Raw genomic sequence first — 23,878 nt, 5'->3', positions numbered from 1 at the left:
TCAGGCCTTCGTGTCGGTGTGTGAGGCGGAATCCTTCGAGGCAGAGCTGCCGGAGGTGTTGCCTCTGCGGTCTGGTCGGGTTGCCGCGATGGTCCTGCTGGGAACGATCGCGCGCCGGTCGAACTTCAGCCACACGCCCTCGGCGGCCTCGAGGATCGCGTGATTGTCATCGAGCGAGACCAAGGTGCCGTACAGGCCCGACGTCGTGCTGACCTCCTCGCCCACCTCCAGCGAGGACTGGCCCTTCTGAAAGGTCCGCTGTCGCTTGATGTAGGACCAGAACATGAACGCCAGCAGCAGGACGGGGATGGCGAAGATGAGAGTGCCGACCCAGCTGCTCGATCCACTCGAGCTCGCAGCTGCCAGTGCAGACATCCGTTTGGTTCCTTACGGGTTGTTCGGCTTGGTCGACGGCGTGCAGGGCTGCGTCGGACACAGACCGCCGTCGGGAGAGTCTAGGTGAGGAACGTCGGAGACGGGGCGGCGGGTTCCGAGGCCTTGGTCAATCTTCGGCAAAGCTACTGATTGAACCGTCCAGGGCCGTCCCCGAGTGGCAGCTGCTGACCGGGCGTGCCAGGAGGCGCCACCAGTCCCAGGTGCTCCCACGCCATCATTGACGCGGCGCGACCTCTCGGGGTACGCACCATGTACCCCTCCCGCACCAGGTAGGGCTCGGAGACCGTCTCGACGGTGTCCGGTTCCTCCCCTACCGCGACTGCGAGGGTGGACAGGCCTACCGGCCCCCCGTCGAAACGGCGGCACAGCGCCTCCAGCACTGCGCGGTCCAGTCGGTCCAGCCCGCGCGCGTCGACGTCGAACAGCTCGAGAGCGGCTCGGGCCGCACTCAGGTCGACTACACCCTCACCGTGCACCTGCGCATAGTCACGCACCCGCCGCAGCAGCCGGTTGGCGATGCGTGGTGTGCCGCGGGACCGGCCGGAGATCTCCTCGATGCCCTGCCGGGTGGAGTCGACATCCAGCAGCACGGTGTTGCGGGTGAGGATCTGCGCCAGGTCGGAGGCCGGGTAGTAGTCGAGATGGGCGGTGAAACCGAATCGGTCCCGCAGCGGGGCCGGGAGCAGACCGGACCGAGTCGTGGCGCCGACCACGGTGAACGGCGGCAGCTCCAATGGTATTGCGGTGGCGCCCGGCCCCTTGCCGACGATGACGTCGACCCGGAAGTCCTCCATCGCGAGGTAGAGCATCTCCTCCGCGGGGCGCGCCATCCGGTGGATCTCGTCCACGAACAGCACCTCCCCCTCGGCGAGCGACGACAGGATCGCGGCAAGGTCGCCCGCGTGCTGGATGGCCGGTCCGCTGGTGATCCGGATCGGCACCTCCAGCTCCGCGGCGATGATCATCGCCAGCGTGGTCTTGCCCAGGCCGGGAGGTCCGGACATCAGCATGTGGTCTGGTGGCACTCCGCGGCGACGGGCCGCTTCGAGAACCAGGCTCAGCTGGTCCTTGACGCGCGGCTGACCCGCGATGTCGGCCAGGCGGCGGGGGCGCAGCGCGGCATCGAACCGCCGGTCCTCGGCATCACCACCGGGGTCGATGATCCGCGCGGTCGCATCGTAGGAACCGTCGCCCTCGGGGGCACCGGAAAGGTTCTCGCTCATCGACTACCGCCCCAGCTCACGCAGCGCCAGGCGGAGCAGCGCCGACACCTCACGGGTGCCCGGCTCCGCCGCGGACACCGCGTCGACCGCCTCGGTCGCCTGCTTTGCCGACCAGCCCAGGCCGACCAGCGCCTCGGTGACCTGCTCGTGCTCAGCCGCCACCGGCGTGGTCGGCGCCGACGAACCGGCGCCTGCCTCGACGGGGCCGATCTTGTCCTTCAGCTCCAGCACGATCCGCTCGGCGCCCTTCTTGCCGATGCCGGGCACCTTGACCAGCGCCGCAAGGTCGCCGCCGGCGATGGCCGCCCGCAGCGGAGTGGGTGCGTGCACGGCCAGCATGGCCAGCGCCAGGCGAGGACCCACCCCACTGACGGTCTGCACCTGCTCGAAAAGGTCGCGCTGTGCGGTCTCGGCAAAGCCGTAGAGCGTGAGGGACTCCTCGCGGACGACCAGGGTCGTCGAGAGCCTGGCCGTTGCTCCCGGGCGCAGCGCGGCGGCCTCGGCCGGTGTCGTATGCACGAGCAGGCCGACGCCACCCACCTCGACGACGACATGGTCGAGACCTACGGCACCGACCGTGCCGGACAGACTGGAGATCACCGGGCCACCCGCTGCTGGCGCGCGATGGCCTCCTGTATGCGGTTCTGAGCTCCGCCACGCCATACGTGGCAGATCGCCAGCGCAAGAGCGTCCGCCGCGTCGGCGGGGCGAGGGGCCACCTGCAGCCTCAGGATGCGCGTCACCATCGCCGTCACCTGCGCCTTGTCGGCTCGGCCGTTGCCGGTGACCGCGGCCTTCACCTCTGACGGTGTGTGCAGGGCCAGCGGCAGGCCGCGTCGCGCCGCCGCAAGCATCGGGACCGCCGAGGCCTGGGCCGTGCCCATGATCCCCTTGATGTTGGCCTTGGCGAAGACTCGTTCCACCGCTACCGCGTCGGGCGTGTACTGCTGCATCCACTCATCGATCTCGGTCTGCAACGACAGCAGCCGCAACGCGGGCTCGTCGTCCACGGGTGTGCGGATCACACCGACCGCGATCATCCGCAGCGGCTGACCGATGCCGCCTTCCACGACGCCCAGACCACAACGGGTCAATCCCGGGTCCACTCCGAGGACACGCACGCATCGGCTCCTTGCTCGGTTCGCACTGCGGTGACCGTACACATGTTCGGTCTCCACCGAGGCTACCCGCTGGGCCCGTGGATCACGGCCAGGGCGCATCGGCGCGCCGGATCAGTCCTCGCCGATCAGTCCTCGCCGTCGAGCTGGGCGAGGACCTCGTCGGAGACGTCACCGTTCGCATAGACGTTCTGCACGTCGTCGCTGTCCTCCAGCGCGTCGATGATGCGGAACATCTTCTTGGCGCCCGCGGCGTCCAGCGGCACCTCGACCGTCGGGAGCCACGAGGCCTCCGCCGAGTCGTAGTCGACGTCGGCGCCCTGCAGCGCCTCGCGAATCGTGACGAAGTCCGTCGCCTCGCTGACGATCTCGAAGGACTCGCCCACGTCGTTGATCTCCTCGGCGCCTGCCTCGAGGACGATCTCCAGCAGGTCGTCCTCGGTCTTGTCGGCCTTCGGGACGATGACGATGCCCTTGCGGTTGAACAGGTAGGCCACCGAGCCGCTCTCGGCCATCGACCCGCCGTTCTTCTGCAGGGCGGTGCGCACCTCGGCGACGGCGCGATTCTTGTTGTCGGTGAGGCACTCGATCAGGACGGCGACACCGCCGGGTGCGTAGCCCTCATACGTCAGCGCCGTGTATTCGGCGGCGCCGGCCTCCTGACCGGACCCGCGCTTGAGTGCCCGGTCGATGTTGTCGTTGGGGACCGAGTTCTTCTTGGCCTTCTGGATGGCGTCGTAGAGCGTCGGGTTCCCGACCGGGTCGCCGCCGCCCGAGCGGGCCGCGACCTCGATGTTCTTGATCAGCTTGGCGAACAGCTTCCCGCGCTTGGCATCGATCGCTGCCTTCTTGTGCTTGGTCGTCGCCCACTTGGAGTGACCGCTCATATCTCCCTCAATGGTTGATGGTCGTGCTGGCAGTGACCCAGAGGGCCACCGTCGATCTTAGCCAGCGCGCCGGCGCACCATGTCGGCGAAGTACTCGTGCACCCGGTCGTCGCCGGTCATCTCCGGGTGGAACGAGGTGGCCAGCAGCACGCCCTGCCGGACGGCGACCACCCGGCCGGCCGCCGGACCGGTCGTCACGCTCGCAAGCACGTCGACGCTCGGTCCCACGGCTTCGACCCACGGCGCCCGGATGAAGATCGCGCGGTAGGGATGCTCCTCACCGTCGCGGAGGACCGCGAAGGGCAGATTCTCCTCGAAGGAGTCCACCTGTCGTCCGAAGGCGTTGCGTCGCACCGTGATATCCAGACCGCCGAGCGTCTGCTGGTCGACCTGCCCGTCCATGATGCGGTCCGCGAGCAGGATCATCCCGGCGCAGGAACCATAGACGGGCATCCCGCCGGCGATGCGCTCGCGCATGGGTGCCTGCAGCTCGAAGATTCGCAGCAGCTTGTCCATCGTGGTCGACTCGCCACCGGGCAGCACCATGCCCTGCACCTGCGCCAGCTCGGAGGCTCGACGCACCGGCACCGCCTTGGCACCGACACTCTCGAGGGCGCGCAGGTGCTCACGCACATCCCCTTGCACCGCAAGGACACCGATAACTGGCTGGTTCATGGTCCTGAGGCTATCGACCGGCCGTCGGCACGATCTACGCAAGGTCCGTTCGTGGGGTGCGGGTCAGCCGGCCGCCCAGGAGCCACGCCAGCCGCCCCATCCGCCATACGTCGTGCCGCGGGCACCGGTGCGTGAGCCCAGGTAGCCGCCCACGACCTCGGCGCCGAGCGAGTCCAGTTCGGGGGCAATGACCCGGCCGCCTGCTCGGCGGGCCAGGTTGTCCAGGAATTGAGCCAGCCCCGGGTCCTCGCCGAGTCGGAAGATCGTGGTCTGGGCGCCCAGCCGGGTGGCCTTGTCGAGCTCGCGAACGCTGTAGGCGATCGTCAGCGGGTGGGGCGGGTAGGAGAACCACGCCTCCCCGTCGGGCTCGAGGTGGGAGGTCGGCTCACCGTCGGTGACGATCAGCAGCACCGGCTGGGCGTTGGGGTGTCGACGGAAGTGCTGGTTTGCGAGCAGCAGGGCGTGATGCAGGTTGGTCCCCTTGTCCCACTCCGGAGCCAGCGAGGTCAGCTCCTCGATGCTCATCGACTGCGCGAGTCGCCCGAAGCCGATCAGGGCCAGGTGGTCGCCGCGGAACCTGGTGCTCACCAGCTGGTGCAGGGCCAGCGCGGTGCGTTTCATCGGCACCCAGCGACCGTCCATCGCCATCGAGAAGGAGGTGTCGACCAGCAATGCGACCGCCGCCTGGGTGCGTGCTTCGGTCTCCTGCACCTCCACGTCACCTATGCGCAGCCGCCGGTCGTCGCCGCCGGCCCGACGGATCGCGCCATTGAGCAGCGTGCGGGTCACGTCCCAGGGCTCGGTGTCGCCGAACTGCCACTCCCGGGTTGCGCCGCTCGGCTCACCTGCCGCCCCGGCGAGGCGGGCATCTCGCTGACCCTGCCGACCGGACAGCCGGGTGCTCACATCGCGCAGGGTGCGGCCGAGCTCTCGCATGGCGCGCGGGGACAGCCGCAGATCCCCCTCCGGGCCACGCTGCAGGTAGTCGCGGTCGCGCAGGGCTCGCTCCAGCTCGGCCAGGGTGCGGGCGCTCACTGCTGCCTCGTCCCCGAGCTGGCGGGCCAGCGCGTCGAGGTCGACGTCGTCCATCCGTGCCCCGGAGTACTGCTGGGACAGCTGCTCGGACAGCGCGTCGAGGTCGGAGAGGTCCTGCAGCACGCCGGTCCCGTCGCCCAGTCCGAGACCCTGGTCGCCCTCGAGCTGCTGCGACCCGCCCCAGTCCTCGCCGGGCCGCATGGACTGCAGGTTGGCGTCGAGGCGGCTCAGCTGGTCCATCAGGTCGGCTGAACCGAAGGCCTGCTGCGCCAGCTGGTCGAGCTCGTCGCGCTGCTCCTGGGTCATGGAGTTGCGCATCCGCTGGGCGGCGGCGGCCCGCCTCGCCAGGGCATCCAGCAGCTGATCGATGGACTGCGGGTGCTCCGGGAAGTAGTCGCCGTGCTTGTCCATGAACTCGGAGAACTGCTGGTCGGTGTCCTCTCCTCGAGCGTGCGCCTCCAGCAGATCGTTCAGATCCTGGAGCATCTCGCGCACGCCCTGCCGGTCCGCGTCCGTGGCGTTCTCCAGCGCCTGCTTCATGCCGGCAAAGCGCTGGTCCAGCATCTCCCGACCGAGCAGATCCTTGATCTGCTCGTAGTCCTCCCGTGCTTCCTGGCTGCGCCACTGGTAGTCGCTCAGCTCACTGACCGCAGCGGCCGTCGAGGGTGACAAGCCCTCGATCCGCATCTCGGCGAATCGCGCATCGTCGTCCAGGTCTCGGGCGAGCTGCTTGCGCTCTGCCAGGACGGCCTTGTCCAGCAGCTCCTTGACCTGCTGGAACGTGCCGTCCAGGTTGTGTCGCTGCAACAGCTCTCGCCGTCGGTCGGCCACCTTCTTCGCCAGGTCGTCCAAACCCGCACGGTTGCGTCCACCCCGTCGGAGGAACTCGCGCAGTGCGTGCTCCGGCGAGTAGCCGGCCATGACGTCTTCACCAATCGCGTCGAGCGCCTCGCCGAGGTCGACGGGAGGCGCAAGCGGATCCGGCCCGCCCGCATACCTGCCGTAGCGAGAATGTCGAGATGAATTGCCAGTCAAGGGTGCTCGCCTCAGCCGTAGGTTGTGTGGCCGGTGTCGTCGGTGTCCTTGCTGACGCGTTGGGCCAGGAAGAGGCCCTCCAGCGCCAGCTCGATCGCGCTCGCCCGCTCGCCGATCGTGTGTGCGTCCAGCCGGTCCGCGACCTTGTCGTAGAGGTCTGACTCCCCGAGGACCGGCAGCTCGTCCAGCAGCTCCTGCCCGGTGACGTCCCCTCCCGTGGTCACCTGCATGCCCTCGTCGAGGGCATCAACCAGCAGGGCCAGGTCGATGCCGCGCAGCAGATGCCGCACAGCCTCTGCGGTCGAGGTCCGCAGGAGGTGCTCCAGGACCGGTCGTTCGCGGCCCTCGTGGCCGGACTCGAACTCGATCTTGCCGCCCATGACGTCGACCGCTGTGCCCAGATCGATGATCCGAGCCACCGGCTCGCCCTCCCCGCGGACCGTGCCACGGTGCAGCGCGGCGGCCGCGATCGTCTCGGCGGCCGCGATCGCGAATCGTGCGGACACACCGGATCGCTGGTCCACCGCACTTGACTCGCGAAGGGCTCGGGTGAATCTGGCCAGGATCTCCAGGATGAAGTCGGGGACCTTGGCGACCAGCTTGGCCTCCTGGTGGATCACGGCGACTTCCCCGGCGACCTCCATCGGATAGTGTGTGCGAATCTGGGCGCCAAAGCGGTCCTTCAGGGGCGTGATGATGCGCCCCCGGTTGGTGTAGTCCTCGGGGTTGGCGCTGGCGACCACGAGCACGTCCAGGGGCAGCCGCAGCGTGTATCCGCGGACCTGGATGTCGCGCTCCTCCATCACGTTCAGCATGGACACCTGGATTCGCTCCGCGAGGTCCGGCAGCTCGTTGATGGCGATGATGCCCCGGTGGGCCCGCGGGATCAGGCCGAAGTGGATCGTCTCGGGGTCTCCCAGACTGCGGCCCTCGGCGACCTTCATCGGGTCGATGTCACCGACCAGGTCGCCGACCGAGGTGTCCGGGGTGGCCAGCTTCTCGGCATACCTCTGGCTGCGGTGGCGCCAGGCGACCGGTAGGTCGTCGCCGAGCTCGGCAGCACGGCGGATGGAGGCGGGCGTGATCGGCTCGTAGGGATGCTCCCCGAGCTCCGAGCCGTCGATGACCGGTGTCCACTCGTCCAGCAGGCCCACGAGGGTCCGCAGCACGCGCGTCTTGCCCTGGCCGCGCTCCCCCAGCAGGACGATGTCGTGACCTGCGAGAAGGGCGCGTTCGAGTTGCGGGATGACCGTGTCCTCGAAGCCTTGGATGCCGCTCCAGGGGTCGCGTCCTGCGCTGAGCGCATCGATCAGGTTGCGGCGGATCTCGTCCCGGATGCTGTGCTGCTCGTGACCCGAGGCACGCAGGTCACCCAGCGTGCGGATGGTGGGAGCAGTCGAATTTGCCGTCACCACCTCACGCTACGTCAGAGATCTCTGCCCGTCTGCCCTCATCGGGTCTTGACTTCTGGCGCTGAACGGTGTGGCGCCCACCGGCTGCTGTGCATCTTCAGGATCAGGCGACTGCTGGAGCCTCGACGGCCATCTCCTCGGCAGACATGGTCTCGCGACCATAGAGGAAGAGACTCAGCAACGCCGCGACCGCGCCGCCGACCAGCGGCGCGAGGATGAACAGCCACAGCTGGCTCAGTGCATCTCCCCCGACGAAGACGGCCGGACCGATGCTGCGCGCGGGATTGACCGAGGTGCCGGTCAGCGGGACCCCGATGAGGTGCACGGTTGCCAGGGCCAGGCCGATGGCGACCCCGCCAAGCTGTGGCCAGGCGGCCGTGCGAGTGACCACCAGCACCACCAGCACGAACAGGAACGTCAGCACGGCTTCGGCCAGAAAGGCGCCGCCCGCCCCGAGATGGACCATGGACGCATCGCCGAATCCGTCCGCGCCCAGCCCGATCTTGGAGGTCGAGTATCCACCGGCGCCGGCAAACATGCCGCGAAGTACCGCGGCTCCGACAATCCCACCGACGATCTGAGCGACCCAGTAGCCAACCGCTTCGATCGGTGCGATCCGGCCAGACACCAGGAAACCCAGGGTCACCGCTGGGTTGATGTGGGCACCGGAGATGGGCCCAAGCGCATAGGCGAGCACCAGCATGACCAGCCCGAAGGCCAACGCGGTCTCGACAACCCCGGCCGAGGTGCTGGAACCGGTGAGCTTGAAACCGAAGCACAGGGTGGCGACTCCGGCCCCGACGAAGACGAGCAACGCAGTGCCGATCGCTTCACTGACAAGTTTGCGAATGTCCATCACTTGACCTCCGATTGGCGACGGACCACGTCATCGCGGCCCCCTGGACAACGTGCCTCAGTATGGTGGAGATCCGTGGCAACCGGTGGAACCCCACGCGGTCAAATCATGAACGGCCGTATCGTGTGGGCGTGAATCAGGTGAACATCCGTCCTCGCCAGGACACCGATATCCCCATGCTCGCGGACATCCTCGAGCGTCAGCAGTCGGAGACGGAGTATCCGTTCGAGTGGCCGATGCCCTACCCCACTGAACAGTTCATCCACCGGCCGAGCGAACTGCGCTCGTGGGTCGCCGAGCTGAATGAGACAGTCGTTGGACACGTCGCGGTACAAACCGTCCAGGACGATGACCTCGGGCGTATGTGGGCCGACGCGCACGATGTGCCGATCCGGCAGTTGCGTTGCATCAGTGTGCTCTTCGCTGATCGACGGTATGCCGGCCAAGGCATTGGCTCCGCGCTGCTTCGAACGGCGACGGAGTCGGCCCTCGCCGATGGCGGCGCACCAGTGCTCGACGTGGTCGCACACCACGCCGCCCCTCTCAACCTCTATCGCCGGCGCGGGTGGCAGGAGATCGGCCGCTATCGCACCGACTGGCTACCGGACGATGTGGAGCCGGTCTACGTCATGATCCTGCCCCGCGATCAGACCGTTGTGCCGCCGGAAGCCACCGCCTGACCGCCATACCGCCGATTTCGATACGGGCTCGCACGTTCGCCCTACTCAATCCAAGGGTTGGGCGGCCCAGCGAACGACCATCCCGCTGGCCGCTGGCCGCTGGTTGAGCCGTCGAGCGCGAAGCGCGAGGCGCGTCGAAACCCGGTGACACACAACAGATCTGGTCTCGATGCCCGGGTTGTGGGCGGAGTTCTCCCCTGGGAGGGTCAGGCGGTTTGCGCGTGGTCCGGTGGTGCGCCGGGCCGGCGGGTCAGCGGGTCGTCCGGGGGTAGGGGTTGGGTCGGCATTCGCCCGGGTACCAGGTCCCACACCACCTGCGTTTCCCGATCTCCCCCGCCTCGCTTCGCTCCGTGCGGGCGGTACCCCCACCCAGGGCGTCCGCGCGGCGCTTACCCGGCGACCGCTGATCCACCCCATGCGTGCGAGCCGGCTTCCCATCCACCGTCGTGGCGTCCTCCGGCACCACATCTCCGTCACTGGTGGTGCCCGGTCGTGGTTTCGCCAACGCTTCGACCGCGTGCGCGAAGACCGCCGCATCCCCCGGTGACAAATCGGCTCTCACCCGGGTCATCCCCCCGGGCAGCTCGACCCAGGACAACGACTCGAGCTTGCGGGCCGCCACCTCATCCGCGGGCGCCTTCTCACCCCTGTACGCGGCGATGATCTCCTTCGACAAGTCCCGCAGCGTGCTCGTCGGGCAGTGATCCGCCAACACCAGGTAAGTACCCCAACAGCTGCTCCCACGACGCGTCCGGCAACACCACCCGCACCCGCCTGGCCTCCCGCACACTGGCCTGCACCCCACGCACCGTGACCCGACCCGCCACCAGGACACCACGCAGGCACGCATTCACCGGATCCGTGATGATCCGCGCGACCCGGGACGCCTGCCCCGGCTCCAGGCACGGCGCCACATCCGTCAACCACTGCACCGGAGACCCCGCATCCGACCCGTCGACCACCCCCCGGGTGATCACATCCGCGAGGACGACCACCTGCGCCCGCTCCGCGGACTCGCCGACCTGCAACAGGTCACCCATCACCCCAGTCAGTTGCTCCCCGCACAACTGGTACGACGCCCGACCCGCCACGCTGACCGTGTCCTTGACCTCACCGGCAAGCCGCACGGCCGCCTCCGGACCCACCCCCGGCGCCACCGCGTCCTCACCGCCCGCGCCACTACGCCCCGGGCCGGCCAACACCCCCGCATCCGCCGCGGACCGATACTCCGACACATCCAGGGGACATAACCTGGCGTCCAACGCCTCCCGCGCTGCCCTCTTGAAGACTTCCCCCACCACCCATACTCGATCACACGTCCTATCGAACACATGTGTCAAGATGCGGCGGGTCGAGGCACCTGTTCAGATTGCTCGCCGACAGATTGGATCATGCACGCCAGAGATCGACTGCGATCTCTCGCATCTGCTCGCTGAACTTGCCGATGGGACTCACCCTGGAGAGCAGTTGCCGTAGGTCGTGTTCGAACTGGCCCGCGAGCTGTCCGAAGAGGTGCGGCGCGGCATACGACAGGGAGAACACGCTCGCCACAACATCGTCGACGGTCCGATTTTCGACCCAGCCTGGGATCTCGCGTCGGGTGGGACCCGTGAAGCCGGCGGCCTGGATGATCCGCGCCTCGAGCCGTCCTCGTTCGTCTTCGCTGACCACGTCAATGTTCCGGTATCCGCTGCCCGCTCGGCGCCGCTCCCCCAAGTAGTCGGCAACCAGCGCATCGATCTGGGGCCGGGGTGGTCGGGGATGCGGCAGGGGCACCGTCCCGACAACACCCTCGTGGGTCGTGGCATGAACGAAGGCAACGACACCGCCAGATACGAGCAGACCGTGGAAAAGGCCTGCGACGCGATCTCGATCCATCCAATGGAACGACTGGGCCATGGTCGCCACATTGAACCGTCCGAGCTCGCCGGACAGATCCTCCGCTCGGCGATGGATCCACTCGACGTTGACGACACTAGCGCGCCTCGCCTGGCGCTCGCCCTCGGCCAGCATCTGCCGGTCGGCATCGACTCCCACGGCGTGACCGACGTGCGACGCGAGCGGCAGAGTCAGCGAGCCGGGACCACACCCGATGTCCAGCAGACGACCACGGCCATCAAGCCCGAGATCGGCGACCAGCAGATCGATCAACGCCGCGGGGTAGGCCGCTCGGCCACGTGCGTAGTAGGCGGCGCTGCCCGAATATAGCGACGAGTCCCAATGCCACCGGCCGTCATCTGTATTACCCACCCGTACATTGTGGGACACAGCGAGCCGTCCGGGCCGTCAGATCGACACGGGGCGCCACTCGAGGAGGCTCACCGGCGACCCGTGGTTCGGGTCGGGCGCTGCAACGCCGGCCACGGCGAACTCGTCCGAAATCATCAACCGAGCGCCACCGATGATCAACTCGACGTGCCCAAGGTCGCCATCGTCCATGAAAATTGGCTCACAACCGACCGTTGCGCCGAAAACCTTCTGATACCAATCGATCGCGGCCTTGGTGGCTGCCACGCAGAGGTATGCGGTGAGCTCACTCATCGATGTCTCCTCCGTCATCGTCCAGCTCAGTCATGAAGGACCAGAGACCTCCCTCGTTGTCGCGAACGTCGTACTCGCGCACTCCGTAGTCCATATCTCGAGGTGGACACTCGATCAGTGCACCGGCGGCCATCACCCGCTCGTAGTGGGCATCCACGTCGTCCACGAATACGGCCATGCAGTGGGTTGCGGCGCCGAGCGAGCGCGGTGAGGCCAAGTGCGCCTCGGTCGATGTCGGATGCAGCCAGACCAAGCCATCACCAGCCACGATGACACCGTGGACGCAACGGCCCGCCTCGTCGTACGTCAGCGGGCCCCGCCCCAGACCGAAGACGGTGACGAGGAAGTCGTGCGCGGCCTCCAGATCCTCATAGACCAGCAGTGTCAGCCGCCGGCGGACGCCGCGATCGAGATCGCTCATACCATCCAGGAGGGCAAGCAGATCCTGGTCGCTGACTGTCGCGCCGCTTCGCACGGTCAGGTCGACCTGCGCGACCTTCTCTCGGAGTCTCGCCAGAGCGGCGAGGCGCTCGTCCAGGTCGCCCAGCTGCCGGGTCACTGCCGTCTCGAGCGATTCCACAGGATGATCGAGCGCAGAACGAATCTGCGACAGCGGGGTTCCGAGCTGGCGGAGGAGGCAGATCCGATACAGCCGCAGCAGGTCGTCGCGCGAATAGACGCGGTGCCCGCCCGTAAGTCTCTCGGCCGGCCCGAGCAGCCCCAGCTGTTCGTAGTAGCGCAGGGCGCGCCGAGTCAGCCCGGTGCGGCGGGCGACCTCACCGATCTTGAGCCGCGACTGCTGCATACAGTCCACGCTAGGACCTGACGTCGCGGCAGCTTCAATACTCGCCGGTCATCGCTTCGAGAGAGCAGCATCCTGCGGTCACAGACGACACCGAGGTGCGAGGCGAGTCGACCTCACAGGATTCGCAATGTCTGACACGGGTAGTACAATCAGGGACATGCGGACGACCAGCAAGCGCGAGCTCAATCAGCAGACCGCCGCCGTACTCGACAAGGTCACCGACACCGACGACGTGGTCGTGACCGAGCGGGGCAAGCCGCGCTGGAAGGTGAGCGCCTTCCGGAAATCGGAGACGGCACTGGCGCGGCTGGAGCGTGAGGGGCGCTACACCCCGCCTGCATCCGAGCCCGCACCGTGGCCAGCGTCCCCCGGTGGACCGAAGTATGCGCCAGATGAGGCCGAAGCGCTGATAGACGAGATGCGAGGGGACCACTGAGACGTGCCGGGTCCCCTGATCTACCTCGACTCCTCGGTTGGCCTCCGCACGATCCTGGACGTCCCGGAGCGCGAACGGCTGCAGTCCTGGATGCAGGAGGCCGGCACGATCGTCTCGTCCCGCCTCCTGCGTACGGAGGTGATCCGCGTCCTGCGACGCGACGACCGGCCGGTCATCGAGGGCGCACCACTCCTTGATCGCGTCGGCATGCTCGAGATCAGCCGTGAGACCCACACCGTCGCCGAATCCATCGAGCGCCACGTCAAGACGCTCGACGCCCTGCACCTGGCGACGGCGCTGCTCATCGGAGAGCCAGTCACGGTGGCGACGCACGACCAGACAATGAAGACCGCCGCCGGTCATCTTGGCCTGGACATCACCGATCCCGTCGAGTCACCTTCTCGCTGAGGTTCTCAGACGTGGACATCTCAACTGACGAGCCGGCCACCGGCTTGCGAAGGGCAACTCCAACCTCGGCCGCGACGGCTTCGACCATTCTGGTGAGGTTGGCTGTGCGACCCCGGCATCGAGTGCCGGCAACTCTGGATCACCTCGATTACCAGCCGCACTCGAGGATCGCGTCGACATTGATGCCGTGGCCCAGAACGGGCACCCATCGAACATCGGCCGGAGCCCTCGAGTGGGACAAACGTCCATCGACGAAGCGGCGCTCGTTAACGAGGAGGTCACAGTCACGCCGAGCGCCACGGTCTTGGTCGACACCAGTCGGACCGTCAAATTCAGGCGGCTGGTGCCCGCCCATGCGCATTCATGGACCGGCCCACGCCGCAAACCTGGGCAGCGTGGGCCACGAATCACCTGTGGTTACCAGCCGCGCTCGGCGAGCCGGTGGCCGACTGGCACGTCGTCGACGTTGATGCCGACCATTGCCTCACCCAGGCCGCGCGACACCTTGGCGATGACGTCGGGGTCGTCGTAGAAGGTGGTGGCCTTCACGATTGCCTCGGCACGCTGGGCCGGGTTGCCGCTCTTGAAGATTCCGGATCCGACGAAGACTCCCTCGGCGCCCAGCTGCATCATCATGGCGGCGTCGGCCGGGGTGGCGATCCCGCCCGCGGTGAAGAGCACCACCGGCAGCTTGCCGAGCTGGGCGACCTCCTTCACGAGCTCGTAGGGGGCCTGCAACTCCTTGGCGGCGACGTAGAGCTCGTCCTCGGGCAGGTTCTGCAGGTGGCGGATCTGCTGACGGATCTGCCGCATGTGGGTGGTGGCGTTGGACACGTCACCCGTGCCGGCCTCGCCCTTGGAGCGGATCATCGCGGCGCCCTCGGTGATGCGGCGCAGCGCCTCGCCCAGGTTGGTCGCACCGCACACGAAGGGAACGGTGAACTCCCACTTGTCGATGTGGTTCGCGTAGTCAGCCGGGGTCAGGACCTCGGACTCGTCGACGTAGTCCACGCCGAGGGACTGCAGCACCTGCGCCTCGACGAAGTGGCCGATGCGGGCCTTGGCCATCACCGGGATGGAGACCTGCGCAATGATCCGATCGATCATGTCGGGGTCGCTGGCCCGAGATACGCCACCCTGGGCGCGGATGTCGGCGGGCACTCGCTCCAGCGCCATCACGGCCACCGCACCGGCGTCCTCGGCGATCTTCGCCTGCTCGGCGGTGACGACGTCCATGATCACGCCGCCCTTGAGCATCTCGGCCATACCGCGCTTGACTCGCGCGGTGCCGACCTGAGCTTCTTCGGTCACGAGGGGTCTCCTTACATCTCGGGGGGTTCGCTCCCAGGATACGGCCCGCAGGCGGCACCAAGATGCCAGGTATCAAGTCTTGTCAGGAATCGGACACGACACGTTCGGGACAGCGGGCACAGTGCTCACACGTCCACCGGCACCTCGTCCTCGAACTCGACCAGGTGCGGCAGGGAGGTGTGGCCCGCCAGTCGGAAGAGCCGGGCCACCGGCTTGGCCCGCACCCGGCGCACGTCGTGGACGGCGTCGTTGTGGAAGCGTCGGGACAGCTGCACCCGTTCGCCGGCCTCGCGCAGCCGCACCAGCTCGTCTCGGGCGTCCCCTCGCTCCGCCACCACGGACGCGATGACCGAGGGCGTCAGGGTGGCCCGCAGCGTGTGCGTCAGCTCGGTCTCGACCCTGGCACGGCGGGCGTCGACCCCGTGCTCCTGCACCTCCGACTGCACCGCGGCCGCATCCGAGGTGTCCAGGGAGGTGGTGGCGGCCTCCGCGAGCAGCATGGAGCTCGCCGGGTCGAGCAGCTGCGCGTTCGCCAGCTCCAGGCTGACCTCCGCGCGCCGCACGATCTGCGCGTCGAGGGAGGCGAGGCTGCCCTCGACGCGTGCGTGCAGCCGGTCCAGTCGAGCCGCGTTGTACGACAGGTACCAGGCGACCAACGCGATCACGGCCACCGCAACGACGATCCAGTCCCACCTATGCATCAGCTACCGCCTCTCCGCCTGCGCGACGACCTACGAGCCGCCGGCACGGTCGCCGGCACGGGCAGGTTAGCCGCGATCACCGTCTCATAGACGGATACGATCTGCGCCGCGACGCGCGACCAGTCGAACTCGCGCGCACGAGCATCGCCGACCTGCCTCAGGTGCCGCCGCCGGGCCGGGTCGTTCAACAACGCCAGCAGCTGGTTTGCCAGGTCTTCGGCATCCCCGCCCCGAAAGAGCGCACCGGTGCGCCCTTCGTCGAGTACGGCACTGAACGCGGGCAGGTCACTGGCCAGCACCGGTGCCCCTGAGCTCATCGCCTCGATCAGGATGATGCCGAAGCTCTCGCCGCCGGTGTTCGGCGCGACGTAGATGTCGCCGGACGACAGCAGCCGGGCCTTGTCCTCCTCGCTCACCGCGCCGAGGAACTCGCACGCGGCGGCAACCGCAGGGTCCACCGGACCGAGCACCTCGCGTGGGTCACCGGGCCCGGCGATCAGCAGGCGTAGGCCGGGCCGGGCGGCGAGCAGCCGGGGCATCGCCTCGAGCAGCACGGGCAGCCCCTTCCGGGGTTCCTCGATGCGGCCGAGAAACACCACCGTCGGCCGCTGCGGGATGCCCTGCCATCGAAGCCGGGGCGCAGCCTGGGCGAAGGTGTCGACGTAGACGCCGTTCGGGATGACGGCCGCATCACCGCCGAGATGGGTGCGCACCGTCGCCCGAGCCTCCGCCGACACCGCGATCCGGCCACCGATCTTCTCCAGCCCGGCCTGCAGCAACGGCCTGGCGGCGTGCAGCACCCGGGAGCGCACGTTCGAGGTGTGAAAGGTGGCGACAAGCGGCCCTTCGCAGGCCCACATCGCGAGCATCGACAGGCTGGGGCTGACCGGCTCGTGCACGTGCACGACATCGAACCGACCGTGCTCGATCCACCGCCCGACCCGCGCCGCCGTCACCGGGCCGAAGAGCAGCCTGGCCACCGAGCCGTTATAGGGCACCGGCACCGCCTTGCCGGCGCCCACGACATACGGCGGCAGCGGCGTGTCGTCGTCGGCCGGTGCCAGGACGCTGACGTAGTGACCCTGCCGGATGAGGTACTCGGCCAGGTCACGGACATGCAGCTGGACGCCTCCGGGCACGTCGAACGAGTAGGGACTGACCAGTCCGATCCTCATTGGTCCACTCGGGGAGTGTCGGTCATCGGTTCGAAGACTTTTTGCATCATGTGCCAGTCCTGCGTGTGCGCGGTGATGATCTCGCCCAGGTAGTCCACGCACTGCTGGGTCATGACACGGGTCCGTTCGGCGGCGCTGCCCTCCTGCGGCACCTGAACCCGCGGTCCGAAGTGCGCCACCACGCGCTGCCACGGCTTGCCGGGCACGGGTTCGTAGGTGATGGCCAGCGTATGCAGCGCCGCACCGGTCTCGAGGGCGAGCCGAGCCGGCCCGACCGCGACACGTGCCGGATGACCGCACATGGTCACGCTGACGCCGCGCCGGGTCAGATCTCGGTCGGCCAGCAGCGGCACGAACCCGCCCGCCTCGATAGCAGCCCGCAGCTCCGGGAAGGGATTGGCGCGGCCCGTCAGCGGCAGGATCCGCATACCGAGCGACTCCCGGAACTCGACGAACTCGTTGAAGAGCTCCTCCGGCTTCAACCGTTCGGCGACCGTGGTGACCTTGGCGAAGTAGGCGGTCGACCATGCACCGCACAGATCCCAGTTGCCCATGTGCCCGAGGAAGAGCACGATCGGCTCGCCGCGTGCCACGATCTCGGGCGGCTCCTTGTCGCCGGTCAGCCGGATCCGTTCCGGCAGGGCGTCGATCGGGATCACCGGCAGCCGGAACGCGTCGCAGAAGTAGCGCAGATAGGACCGGACGCCGGCTCGGACCAGGTCCTCCAGCTGCGCTGTCGACAGCTCCGGGCGCACCAGCGCGTAGTTGTCCCGCATCCGCTGCACCGACGTGCCGTCCCGTCGCCACATCGCATCCGCGGCCCGATCGAACATCGCGTAGGCCGCCCGCTCGGGTATCCGTCGGACCATCGACCAGCCGGCGCGGTAGCCGACCAGCGCGAGCCGGTCCCCAACGCTCATGCGGGGCCGATCACTCCGCGGCGGCTGCCAGCGCCTGCTTGCGCACGGTCAGCATCCGCTGGAAGACCGTGATCAGGCTGAAGACCGCGAGCAGCGCCAGGACCACACCGAGCACGATCTGCGGCAGGCCCAGCCCAACAAGCCCCGTGGTCACCAGAGTCGCGACCAACCGGTCGGCGCGTTCTGCGATGCCCACATTTGCCGTCATCCCAAGGCCTTCGGCGCGCGCCTTCGAGTAGGAGACCACGCTGCCCAGCACCAGGCAGGCCAGCGCAAGCGCGGCCATGACGTTGTCGTCGCCCTTGCCGGCGTAGTACATGATCAGGCCCGCGAAGACCGCACCATCCCCCACGCGATCCAGGGTCGAGTCGAGGTAGGCACCCCAGGTGCTGGAGCGCCCGGACATCCGCGCCATCACACCGTCGATCGTGTCGGAGAACACGAAGCAGGTGATGATCACGGTGCCCCAGAAGAACGACCCACGTGGGTAGAACACGAGGGCGCCAAAGGCCACGCCGAGCGTGCCGACAATGGTGACAACGTCGGGGCTGATGCCCATCCGCAGAAAGATCTTCGCCACAGGGGTGAAGATCTTGGTGAACAGGGCGCGCGCGAATCGGTTGAGCATGGTGCGGACAGACTACTGGCCCGTATGGGTCAGCTTGTCGACCAGGCTGCCGCAAGTCGTGCCCGGGTGTCCTCGAGCAGCTCGGGTAGGGCCTTCGTCTGGGCCACCACGGGGAGGAAGTTCGAGTCACCGGTCCACCGCGGCACGATGTGCTGGTGCAGGTGCGCGGCGACCCCGGCGCCGGCGACCTCCCCCTGATTCATGCCGAGGTTGAAACCGGCAGGGGCCGACACCTCCGTCAGCGTTCGCAGGGCCCGTTTGGTGAGCAGGGTGAACTCCACGGTCTCCTCGTCGGTCAGATCCAGATAGGCAGCCACGTGACGATACGGGCACACCAGTAGATGCCCGGGGTTGTAGGGGAACAGGTTCATCACCACGAAGCAGAACCGGCCCCGGTGGACGACCAGCCCCTCCTCGTCCGGGCGGCCGGGAGCTCGGCAGAAGGGGCACGAGCCGTTGTCGTCCTGCTCGGGCTTGTCGCCGAGGATGTAGACCATCCGATGCGGCGTCCACAGGCGCTGAAAACCGTCCGGCACCCGCGCGAAGTCTTCCTCGGCCTCCGTCTGCTCACCCATGGCCCCTGATCCTAGAGGTCGTGGACTCCGGCCCTGGTGGCACGATGGGGATATGTCATTGAATGGTGAGTTCGCAGAGGAGAAGACCGGCTGGGTCAAGGCTCAGCTGGAGAAGGTCGACGCGGCCGGCACGACGGAGGTCGTCGACATCAACGGCATGTCGGTGGTGATCTACACGATCCGCGGCGCCAAGAGCGGCAAGCTGCGGCGGGTGCCGCTGATGCGCGTCGAGCACGATGGGACGTATGCCGCGGTGGCGTCGAAGGGCGGCGCTCCCCAGCATCCGGCGTGGTACCACAACATCAAGGCGCACCCTGAAGTTGAGGTTCAGGACGGTTCGTCGCACGCGGACGCGGTCGCCCGTGAGATCGATGGCGCCGAGCGGGATGAGTGGTGGCAGCGTGCGGTGAAGGCCTACCCGCCCTATGCGGAGTACCAGACCAAGACCGACCGGCAGATCCCGGTCTTCCTGATCGAGCCCGCCCAGGCAGCAACCTCAGCCTGAAGGTTGAACCTTGACGCGCGCTGCTAGCGCCCGAAGGGCCGGATGGCGGGGTCCGATGGCGTGAGCAGCTCCATCATCCGGTCGGTCGGTGCGCTGAATCCCAGCCGCTCGTAAAGGGTGCGGGCCTCGGGCACCGCGTTCAGTTGGTAGCGCTCGACTCCATTGCTGCTGCCCCAGGCGATCATCCGGTGCAGCATGCGCTCCGCGACGCCTTGTCCGCGTTCGGTCTCGCGCACATAGACCAGCGACACGTGGATCCACGAGGTCGTCGATCGGCGAAGTGACGGCATCTTGTGGATCAGTCCGGCCTGCACCAGCCCGATCGCCGTGTTGTCTGGTAGGGACGCCAGCCAGGTCGGACGGTGGTCGAAGTCGGCCAGCCAGGCGTCGGCATACTCGCGCAGGAAGCCGGCACGCGCCGGCTCCCCCGCCGCGCGATCCATCTGCAGCACGAGTGCCGCGACGATGAACGCATCGTCGCGGTTCGCCAGGTGGACCCGGATCTCGCTCACGAGTGCAGTGAAGCACATCCCGGCGTGGTGCAGCCCCGGGACGGATCAGGTCCCAGGGCTACAACCAGGTTAAACGGGTCTATACCTGACGGCGTTCCGTTATGGCGCTGAGAATCTCGGCGGCTGCCTGTGCGATCGGTATGCCGTTCTTCTGCGAGCCATCGCGGTAGCGGAACGACACCGCGCCGCCGGCACGATCGTCCTCGCCGGCGATCAGCACGAAGGGCACCTTGGACTTGCTGGCGTTGCGGATCTTCTTGGGGAACCGGTCGTCGCTGTCATCGAGCTCGACGCGAACACCGTTGCCCTTCAGCTGCTTCAGCACGTCCCACAGGTAGTCGGCGTATTCCTCGGCGACGGGCACGCCGAGGACCTGCACCGGTGACAGCCAGGCCGGGAAGGCCCCGGCGTAGTGCTCGACGAGCACCCCGATGAACCGCTCGATCGAACCGAACTTGGCCGAGTGGATCATGACCGGCTGCTTGCGGCTGCCGTCGGCGGCCTGATATTCCAGTCCGAATCGCTCGGGCTGATTGAAGTCGTACTGGATGGTCGACAACTGCCAGGTGCGGCCGATCGCATCCTTGGCCTGCACGGAGATCTTCGGTCCGTAGAAGGCCGCGCCGCCCGGGTCGTCGACCAGGTCGAGCCCGGTCTCGCGGGCCGCCCGCTCGAGGATCGAGGTGGCCTCCTCCCACTGCTCGTTGCTACCGATGAACTTGGCGGCCTTGTCCCCCTCGGTCTCCCGGGTGGACAGCTCGAGGTAGAAGTCATCGAGACCGAAGTCACGCAGCAGCGAGAGCACAAAGCTCAGCAGATGCTTGATCTCGTCGGGTGCCTGCTCGGCGGTGACGTAGGAGTGGGAGTCGTCCTGCGTCATACCGCGCACTCGGGTCAGCCCGTGCACGACACCCGACTTCTCGTAGCGGTAGACCGAGCCGAACTCGAAGAACCGCAGCGGCAGCTCGCGGTAGGACCGACCGCGCGAGGAGAAGATCAGGTTGTGCATCGGGCAGTTCATCGCCTTGAGGCGGTACTCCGCGCCCTCCAGCTCCATGGGCGGAAACATCGTGTCCGCGTAGTAGGGCAGGTGCCCGGAGGTGTGGAAGAGACCGGCCTTGGAGATGTGCGGGGTGCCGACGTAGTCGAAGCCCTCCTCGATGTGCCGGCGACGGACGTAGTCCTCCATCTCCCGCTTGATGACACCACCCTTGGGGTGGAAGACGACCAGCCCCGAACCGATCTCGTCCGGGAAGGAGTAGAGGTCCAGCTCGCGGCCAAGCTTGCGGTGGTCGCGCTTCTCGGCCTCGGCGAGCCGGTCCAGGTAGGCCTTGAGATCCGTCTTGCTCGGCCAGGCGGTGCCGTAGATGCGCTGCAGCTGCGGGTTCTTCTCCGACCCGCGCCAGTAGGCGCCGCCGGAGCGCAGCAGCTTGAAGGCGTTGCCGATCAGCTTGGTCGAGGGCAGGTGCGGGCCACGGCACAGGTCGCCCCAGGCGCGGGTGCCGTCCTTGTGCACGTTGTCATAGATGGTCAGACCACCGTCGCCGACCTCGGCCTCGGCACCCTCGGCAGCTTCGGAGGCGTTGCTCTTGAGTCCGATCAGTTCGAGCTTGTAGGGCTCGGAAGCCAGTTCGTCGCGTGCAGCGTCATCGGTGACGGCCCGGCGATCGAACGTCTGGCCCTCGTTGATGATCTTCTGCATGGCCTTTTCGAGGGCCTTGAGGTCCTCGGGCGCGAACGGCTGCTCGACGTCGAAGTCGTAGTAGAAGCCGTCGGTGATCGGCGGGCCGATGCCCAGCTTGGCCTGCGGGTTGACCTCCTGGACCGCCTGCGCGAGGACGTGCGCGGCGGAGTGGCGCAGCACGTTCAGGCCGTCGACTGAGTCGATGGCGACCGGTTCGACGACGGCGCCGCCCGGAACCTCCCGGAAGAGGTCCTGCAGCTGCCCGTCGACCGTCATCGCAACAATCGTGCGGTCCTCGCCGAACAGGTCCGTGCCGGTAGTCCCCTGCTGCACCGATCGCTGCATTCCGGCGATGGTCAGGGCGAGCTGCGCAGACACGGTGTCTCCTCGTAGGTCAGGTGAGGTGTGCCGGCGCGTCCGCGCGCGGCATACCCGCCGGTCGTCGTCGACCGGGCGGCTATCAGGTTATCGGTCGCCTCCGCCCGCTCGCACCTTGGTTAACGGCGCCGTCGGGAGTTGGCGAAAAGCCACCCTATGGCGCGACGATTGGCCAACTCGGCGAGGTATCACCTCCGCGTCCTGCGACCTCCTTGCTACTGAACCCGACGATCACGCCGGATCGAAGACAGGGAGCAGGACTATGTGGACCTCAGAGGGCTTTCCAGGCTCGCAGCATGTGCCGTGGCAGCTGCTGATTCGGGCGCGCTACCTGCAGGAGATCGACGCGGTGATCGCTGCCAGCATCATCGATCAGGTGGCCCGGTTCGCCTCCGAGCGGGCCACTGAGCGGCTTGTCCTCGAGGCCGACAAGGTGGTCCGGGAGGGTGGTGGCACCGAAGCGAGCCGCGAGCAGGTGTTCGCGGCGCTGGCAGCAGCCGCAGACTACGACGAGAGGTGCGGTTCGTACCCGCACCACGTCGTGCCGATTCACTTCGGTCCGTCCAGCCCGATGGTCGGCATTGTCGCGGAGCATGCACTCGCGTTCGTTCGGGCCGGTGGCAGCTCGACGCTGCAGGAGGCCTTTGGCGGTGTGCTTGCCGAGGGCGGCCGCCTCGAGGCTGCCTGAGCTGGAGTGCGGTGACTGCGTCCGCAATAACCGACGCAGTCACTGCACTCGATCCTCAAGCGGTATGCAGCTCGTCGTCTATGTAGGTCCGTTTGGCCACCAGCAGCCCGGCGCCGGTCATCACGACACCGCTGAGCGCGAGCAGGATCACGACCGCGCTCCAGCCGCCGGTGAGCTCGTGGATCACTCCGACGAGCAGCGGTCCGACGGCGGCGAGCACGTAGCCGACCGGTTGCACGAAGCCGGACACCTGCCCGGTGACCTGCGGGTCACGCGTGCGCGCGGTGATCATGGCGATGGCGCCGGGGAAGGTCCACCCGGCGATGCCGAGCAGCGCCGCCCACAGCCACGGCGTGCTGGCGGGCGCCAGCCACAGGCCGAGGTAGCCGAGCACCATGCAGACGCCGAGCAGCAGCACGGCCCACGACATGTTCGACGACCGAGCGATCAGCATGGGCATCAGCAGGCCACCGACGACGCCAAGCCCGGTGAGCATCGCGAGCAGCGAGCCGGCCTCCCCCACCGACAACCCGGCATCGCGATAGATCTGCGGCAGCCAACCGAACTGCACATACGCGTTCATCGCCTGCACGCCGAAGTAGACGCATAGTGCGACTGCGGTGCGCGACGAGGTCATTCGACCGACGTGCGCGACCCTCGGCATCCGGTGGTCGGCCGGGTCTTTGCGCTCCCGCCGACTGATGACCGCCCAGGGCACCACCGCCACGAGGGCGGTCAACGCCCATACGCCGAGTGCCGAGCGCCAGCCGTCCGGAGCGTGATCGATCAGCGGCGCGACGAACAGCGAACCCACTGCACCACCCAGCGTCAGGCCCATGCTGTAGATGGTCATGAGCCGTTCGCCGCCGTCGGTCGCGTGCCGTTTGATCCACGCCGGGACGAGGACGTTGCCCACGGCCATGCCGGCCAGCGCAACGAGGGTGAGTAGCAGGAAGACCCACACCGAGCCGGTCAGGACCCGCAGCACCAGTCCGCCGATGATCGCCAGCAGGCCGAGTGCGATGCCGCCGGTGAGTCCGAGCCGCTGGGCCAGCCGGACCGCGAGCGCGCCAACAACGCCGAAACACAGCCCGGGCAGCGCCGTCATCACCCCGGCGAGCGTCGCGCTCATGCCGAGTCCGTGCTGGATCTCTTCCAGGGCCGGACCGACGGACGTCGCACCCGGTCGCAGGTTGACCGAAACCACCACGATGGCGGTCATGGCGAGCGCGCCGCTCATCAGCGGGCGTATGCCGCGGCCGCCCTCGCCATCGTTGGTCACCTGCGTGTCCTA

The 23,878-nt window shown here is 67.8% G+C and carries 28 protein-coding genes; 5 read left to right on the top strand and 23 right to left on the bottom strand.

Annotated features, from left to right (window positions below):
- The 9 genes from FGL98_RS09445 to FGL98_RS09405 form a co-directional block, all read right to left on the bottom strand.
- Entirely contained in the window at positions 1 to 375 is a 375-nt protein-coding gene (locus tag FGL98_RS09445; protein ID WP_146316512.1) for a preprotein translocase subunit YajC, read from the bottom strand.
- 143 nt (positions 376 to 518) lie between these two features.
- Positions 519 to 1,619, bottom strand: a complete 1,101-nt coding sequence (gene ruvB / locus FGL98_RS09440; protein ID WP_146316511.1) for a Holliday junction branch migration DNA helicase RuvB — start codon at positions 1,617 to 1,619, stop codon at positions 519 to 521.
- A gap of 3 nt (positions 1,620 to 1,622) precedes the next feature.
- Positions 1,623 to 2,219: a Holliday junction branch migration protein RuvA gene (ruvA, locus tag FGL98_RS09435; RefSeq protein ID WP_146316510.1), complete on the bottom strand. Its 597-nt coding sequence runs from the start codon at positions 2,217 to 2,219 to the stop codon at positions 1,623 to 1,625.
- Positions 2,216 to 2,740, bottom strand: a complete 525-nt coding sequence (gene ruvC, locus FGL98_RS09430; protein ID WP_146316509.1) for a crossover junction endodeoxyribonuclease RuvC — start codon at positions 2,738 to 2,740, stop codon at positions 2,216 to 2,218. The genes ruvA and ruvC overlap by 4 nt, the downstream gene beginning before the upstream one ends.
- A 125-nt stretch (positions 2,741 to 2,865) precedes the next feature.
- A complete protein-coding gene (locus FGL98_RS09425) occupies positions 2,866 to 3,624 on the bottom strand; it encodes a YebC/PmpR family DNA-binding transcriptional regulator (protein WP_146316508.1) in 759 nt (252 codons plus the stop codon).
- Positions 3,625 to 3,681: 57 nt separating this feature from the next.
- Positions 3,682 to 4,299, bottom strand: coding sequence for a pyridoxal 5'-phosphate synthase glutaminase subunit PdxT (pdxT, locus tag FGL98_RS09420; RefSeq protein WP_146316507.1), 618 nt, complete (start codon positions 4,297 to 4,299; stop codon positions 3,682 to 3,684).
- A 63-nt stretch (positions 4,300 to 4,362) separates the two neighbouring features.
- A complete protein-coding gene (locus tag FGL98_RS09415; RefSeq protein WP_146316506.1) occupies positions 4,363 to 6,369 on the bottom strand; it encodes a vWA domain-containing protein in 2,007 nt (668 codons plus the stop codon).
- Positions 6,370 to 6,380: 11 nt separating this feature from the next.
- Positions 6,381 to 7,781, bottom strand: coding sequence for a sigma 54-interacting transcriptional regulator (locus FGL98_RS09410; protein ID WP_222432087.1), 1,401 nt, complete (start codon positions 7,779 to 7,781; stop codon positions 6,381 to 6,383).
- A gap of 103 nt (positions 7,782 to 7,884) precedes the next feature.
- Positions 7,885 to 8,637, bottom strand: a complete 753-nt coding sequence (locus tag FGL98_RS09405) for an aquaporin (RefSeq protein WP_146316504.1) — start codon at positions 8,635 to 8,637, stop codon at positions 7,885 to 7,887.
- A gap of 131 nt (positions 8,638 to 8,768) precedes the next feature.
- Here FGL98_RS09405 and FGL98_RS09400 point away from each other — a divergent pair, with 131 nt between their 5' ends.
- A complete protein-coding gene (locus FGL98_RS09400; protein ID WP_186526076.1) occupies positions 8,769 to 9,317 on the top strand; it encodes a GNAT family N-acetyltransferase in 549 nt (182 codons plus the stop codon).
- A gap of 250 nt (positions 9,318 to 9,567) precedes the next feature.
- Here the strand turns inward: FGL98_RS09400 and FGL98_RS09395 are convergent, their stop codons facing one another.
- The 5 genes from FGL98_RS09395 to FGL98_RS09380 form a co-directional block, all read right to left on the bottom strand.
- On the bottom strand, positions 9,568 to 9,993 hold the full coding sequence (locus FGL98_RS09395; RefSeq protein ID WP_186526075.1) for a DUF222 domain-containing protein: 426 nt from the start codon (positions 9,991 to 9,993) through the stop codon (positions 9,568 to 9,570).
- Positions 9,959 to 10,615 carry a hypothetical protein gene (locus tag FGL98_RS25365; protein ID WP_186526074.1) on the bottom strand — a complete coding sequence of 219 codons (657 nt, stop codon included), beginning with the start codon at positions 10,613 to 10,615 and terminating at the stop codon, positions 9,959 to 9,961. Before FGL98_RS25365 ends, FGL98_RS09395 begins: the two co-directional genes overlap by 35 nt.
- 91 nt (positions 10,616 to 10,706) lie before the next feature.
- On the bottom strand, positions 10,707 to 11,567 hold the full coding sequence (locus tag FGL98_RS09390) for a class I SAM-dependent methyltransferase (RefSeq protein WP_146316501.1): 861 nt from the start codon (positions 11,565 to 11,567) through the stop codon (positions 10,707 to 10,709).
- Between the two features lie 36 nt (positions 11,568 to 11,603).
- On the bottom strand, positions 11,604 to 11,858 hold the full coding sequence (locus tag FGL98_RS09385; RefSeq protein ID WP_146316500.1) for a VOC family protein: 255 nt from the start codon (positions 11,856 to 11,858) through the stop codon (positions 11,604 to 11,606).
- Complete coding sequence (locus tag FGL98_RS09380) at positions 11,851 to 12,663, bottom strand: MerR family transcriptional regulator (protein WP_146316499.1); 813 nt, start codon at positions 12,661 to 12,663, stop codon at positions 11,851 to 11,853. The genes FGL98_RS09385 and FGL98_RS09380 overlap by 8 nt, the downstream gene beginning before the upstream one ends.
- A 157-nt stretch (positions 12,664 to 12,820) precedes the next feature.
- On the opposite strand from FGL98_RS09380, the gene FGL98_RS09375 reads away from it, so the two are divergent.
- Together FGL98_RS09375 and FGL98_RS09370 are read left to right on the top strand one after the other, a co-directional pair.
- The gene (locus FGL98_RS09375) at positions 12,821 to 13,099 is read left to right on the top strand and encodes a type II toxin-antitoxin system prevent-host-death family antitoxin (protein ID WP_146316498.1); all 279 of its coding nucleotides are present in this window, start codon (positions 12,821 to 12,823) and stop codon (positions 13,097 to 13,099) included.
- Positions 13,100 to 13,102: 3 nt separating this feature from the next.
- Positions 13,103 to 13,507 carry a type II toxin-antitoxin system VapC family toxin gene (locus tag FGL98_RS09370; RefSeq protein WP_146316497.1) on the top strand — a complete coding sequence of 135 codons (405 nt, stop codon included), beginning with the start codon at positions 13,103 to 13,105 and terminating at the stop codon, positions 13,505 to 13,507.
- Between the two features lie 417 nt (positions 13,508 to 13,924).
- Here FGL98_RS09370 and pdxS read toward each other — a convergent pair whose 3' ends face one another.
- The 6 genes from pdxS to FGL98_RS09340 all read right to left on the bottom strand — a co-directional run bounded on the left by pdxS (position 13,925) and on the right by FGL98_RS09340 (position 18,817).
- Positions 13,925 to 14,818 (bottom strand): pyridoxal 5'-phosphate synthase lyase subunit PdxS, encoded by an 894-nt coding sequence (gene pdxS, locus FGL98_RS09365; protein ID WP_146316496.1) that lies wholly within the window; start codon positions 14,816 to 14,818, stop codon positions 13,925 to 13,927.
- 125 nt (positions 14,819 to 14,943) lie between these two features.
- Complete coding sequence (locus FGL98_RS09360; RefSeq protein ID WP_146316495.1) at positions 14,944 to 15,519, bottom strand: hypothetical protein; 576 nt, start codon at positions 15,517 to 15,519, stop codon at positions 14,944 to 14,946.
- Positions 15,519 to 16,694: a glycosyltransferase family 4 protein gene (locus FGL98_RS09355; protein ID WP_146316494.1), complete on the bottom strand. Its 1,176-nt coding sequence runs from the start codon at positions 16,692 to 16,694 to the stop codon at positions 15,519 to 15,521. The genes FGL98_RS09360 and FGL98_RS09355 overlap by 1 nt, the downstream gene beginning before the upstream one ends.
- Positions 16,691 to 17,614, bottom strand: a complete 924-nt coding sequence (locus tag FGL98_RS09350) for a phosphatidylinositol mannoside acyltransferase (protein ID WP_146316493.1) — start codon at positions 17,612 to 17,614, stop codon at positions 16,691 to 16,693. The genes FGL98_RS09355 and FGL98_RS09350 overlap by 4 nt, the downstream gene beginning before the upstream one ends.
- 10 nt (positions 17,615 to 17,624) lie before the next feature.
- A complete protein-coding gene (pgsA, locus tag FGL98_RS09345; RefSeq protein WP_146316492.1) occupies positions 17,625 to 18,242 on the bottom strand; it encodes a phosphatidylinositol phosphate synthase in 618 nt (205 codons plus the stop codon).
- A gap of 29 nt (positions 18,243 to 18,271) precedes the next feature.
- A complete protein-coding gene (locus FGL98_RS09340) occupies positions 18,272 to 18,817 on the bottom strand; it encodes an HIT family protein (RefSeq protein WP_146316491.1) in 546 nt (181 codons plus the stop codon).
- A gap of 52 nt (positions 18,818 to 18,869) precedes the next feature.
- Between FGL98_RS09340 and FGL98_RS09335 the strand changes: the two genes are divergently transcribed.
- The gene (locus FGL98_RS09335; protein WP_146316490.1) at positions 18,870 to 19,322 is read left to right on the top strand and encodes a nitroreductase family deazaflavin-dependent oxidoreductase; all 453 of its coding nucleotides are present in this window, start codon (positions 18,870 to 18,872) and stop codon (positions 19,320 to 19,322) included.
- Positions 19,323 to 19,345: 23 nt separating this feature from the next.
- On the opposite strand, the gene FGL98_RS09330 is transcribed toward FGL98_RS09335, so the two are convergent.
- Both FGL98_RS09330 and thrS read right to left on the bottom strand, forming a co-directional pair.
- Entirely contained in the window at positions 19,346 to 19,834 is a 489-nt protein-coding gene (locus FGL98_RS09330) for a GNAT family N-acetyltransferase (RefSeq protein ID WP_186526073.1), read from the bottom strand.
- 79 nt (positions 19,835 to 19,913) lie between these two features.
- The gene (gene thrS, locus FGL98_RS09325; protein WP_146316488.1) at positions 19,914 to 21,896 is read right to left on the bottom strand and encodes a threonine--tRNA ligase; all 1,983 of its coding nucleotides are present in this window, start codon (positions 21,894 to 21,896) and stop codon (positions 19,914 to 19,916) included.
- A gap of 262 nt (positions 21,897 to 22,158) precedes the next feature.
- Between thrS and FGL98_RS09320 the strand changes: the two genes are divergently transcribed.
- Positions 22,159 to 22,584 carry a hypothetical protein gene (locus FGL98_RS09320; protein WP_146316487.1) on the top strand — a complete coding sequence of 142 codons (426 nt, stop codon included), beginning with the start codon at positions 22,159 to 22,161 and terminating at the stop codon, positions 22,582 to 22,584.
- A 55-nt stretch (positions 22,585 to 22,639) separates the two neighbouring features.
- On the opposite strand, the gene FGL98_RS09315 is transcribed toward FGL98_RS09320, so the two are convergent.
- On the bottom strand, positions 22,640 to 23,866 hold the full coding sequence (locus FGL98_RS09315) for a CynX/NimT family MFS transporter (protein WP_246136464.1): 1,227 nt from the start codon (positions 23,864 to 23,866) through the stop codon (positions 22,640 to 22,642).
- Positions 23,867 to 23,878 lie beyond the last annotated feature (12 nt).

The organism is Leekyejoonella antrihumi (assembly GCF_007845645.1).
GTDB lineage: Bacteria > Actinomycetota > Actinomycetes > Actinomycetales > Dermatophilaceae > Leekyejoonella > Leekyejoonella antrihumi.
The sequence above is the reverse complement of the archived record's forward strand: the minus strand, read 5'-3'. Positions and strand labels throughout refer to the sequence as shown.

Coding starts and splice junctions, on each gene's coding strand:
- FGL98_RS09445 (WP_146316512.1), bottom strand. CDS start 375: ATGTCTGCACTGGCAGCTGCGAGCTCGAGTGGATCGAGCAGCTGGGTC.
- ruvB (WP_146316511.1), bottom strand. CDS start 1,619: ATGAGCGAGAACCTTTCCGGTGCCCCCGAGGGCGACGGTTCCTACGAT.
- FGL98_RS09425 (WP_146316508.1), bottom strand. CDS start 3,624: ATGAGCGGTCACTCCAAGTGGGCGACGACCAAGCACAAGAAGGCAGCG.
- pdxT (WP_146316507.1), bottom strand. CDS start 4,299: ATGAACCAGCCAGTTATCGGTGTCCTTGCGGTGCAAGGGGATGTGCGT.
- FGL98_RS09405 (WP_146316504.1), bottom strand. CDS start 8,637: ATGGACATTCGCAAACTTGTCAGTGAAGCGATCGGCACTGCGTTGCTC.
- FGL98_RS09385 (WP_146316500.1), bottom strand. CDS start 11,858: ATGAGTGAGCTCACCGCATACCTCTGCGTGGCAGCCACCAAGGCCGCG.
- FGL98_RS09380 (WP_146316499.1), bottom strand. CDS start 12,663: ATGCAGCAGTCGCGGCTCAAGATCGGTGAGGTCGCCCGCCGCACCGGG.
- FGL98_RS09375 (WP_146316498.1), top strand. CDS start 12,821: ATGCGGACGACCAGCAAGCGCGAGCTCAATCAGCAGACCGCCGCCGTA.
- FGL98_RS09360 (WP_146316495.1), bottom strand. CDS start 15,519: ATGCATAGGTGGGACTGGATCGTCGTTGCGGTGGCCGTGATCGCGTTG.
- FGL98_RS09355 (WP_146316494.1), bottom strand. CDS start 16,694: ATGAGGATCGGACTGGTCAGTCCCTACTCGTTCGACGTGCCCGGAGGC.
- FGL98_RS09350 (WP_146316493.1), bottom strand. CDS start 17,614: ATGAGCGTTGGGGACCGGCTCGCGCTGGTCGGCTACCGCGCCGGCTGG.
- pgsA (WP_146316492.1), bottom strand. CDS start 18,242: ATGCTCAACCGATTCGCGCGCGCCCTGTTCACCAAGATCTTCACCCCT.
- FGL98_RS09340 (WP_146316491.1), bottom strand. CDS start 18,817: ATGGGTGAGCAGACGGAGGCCGAGGAAGACTTCGCGCGGGTGCCGGAC.
- FGL98_RS09335 (WP_146316490.1), top strand. CDS start 18,870: ATGTCATTGAATGGTGAGTTCGCAGAGGAGAAGACCGGCTGGGTCAAG.
- FGL98_RS09320 (WP_146316487.1), top strand. CDS start 22,159: ATGTGGACCTCAGAGGGCTTTCCAGGCTCGCAGCATGTGCCGTGGCAG.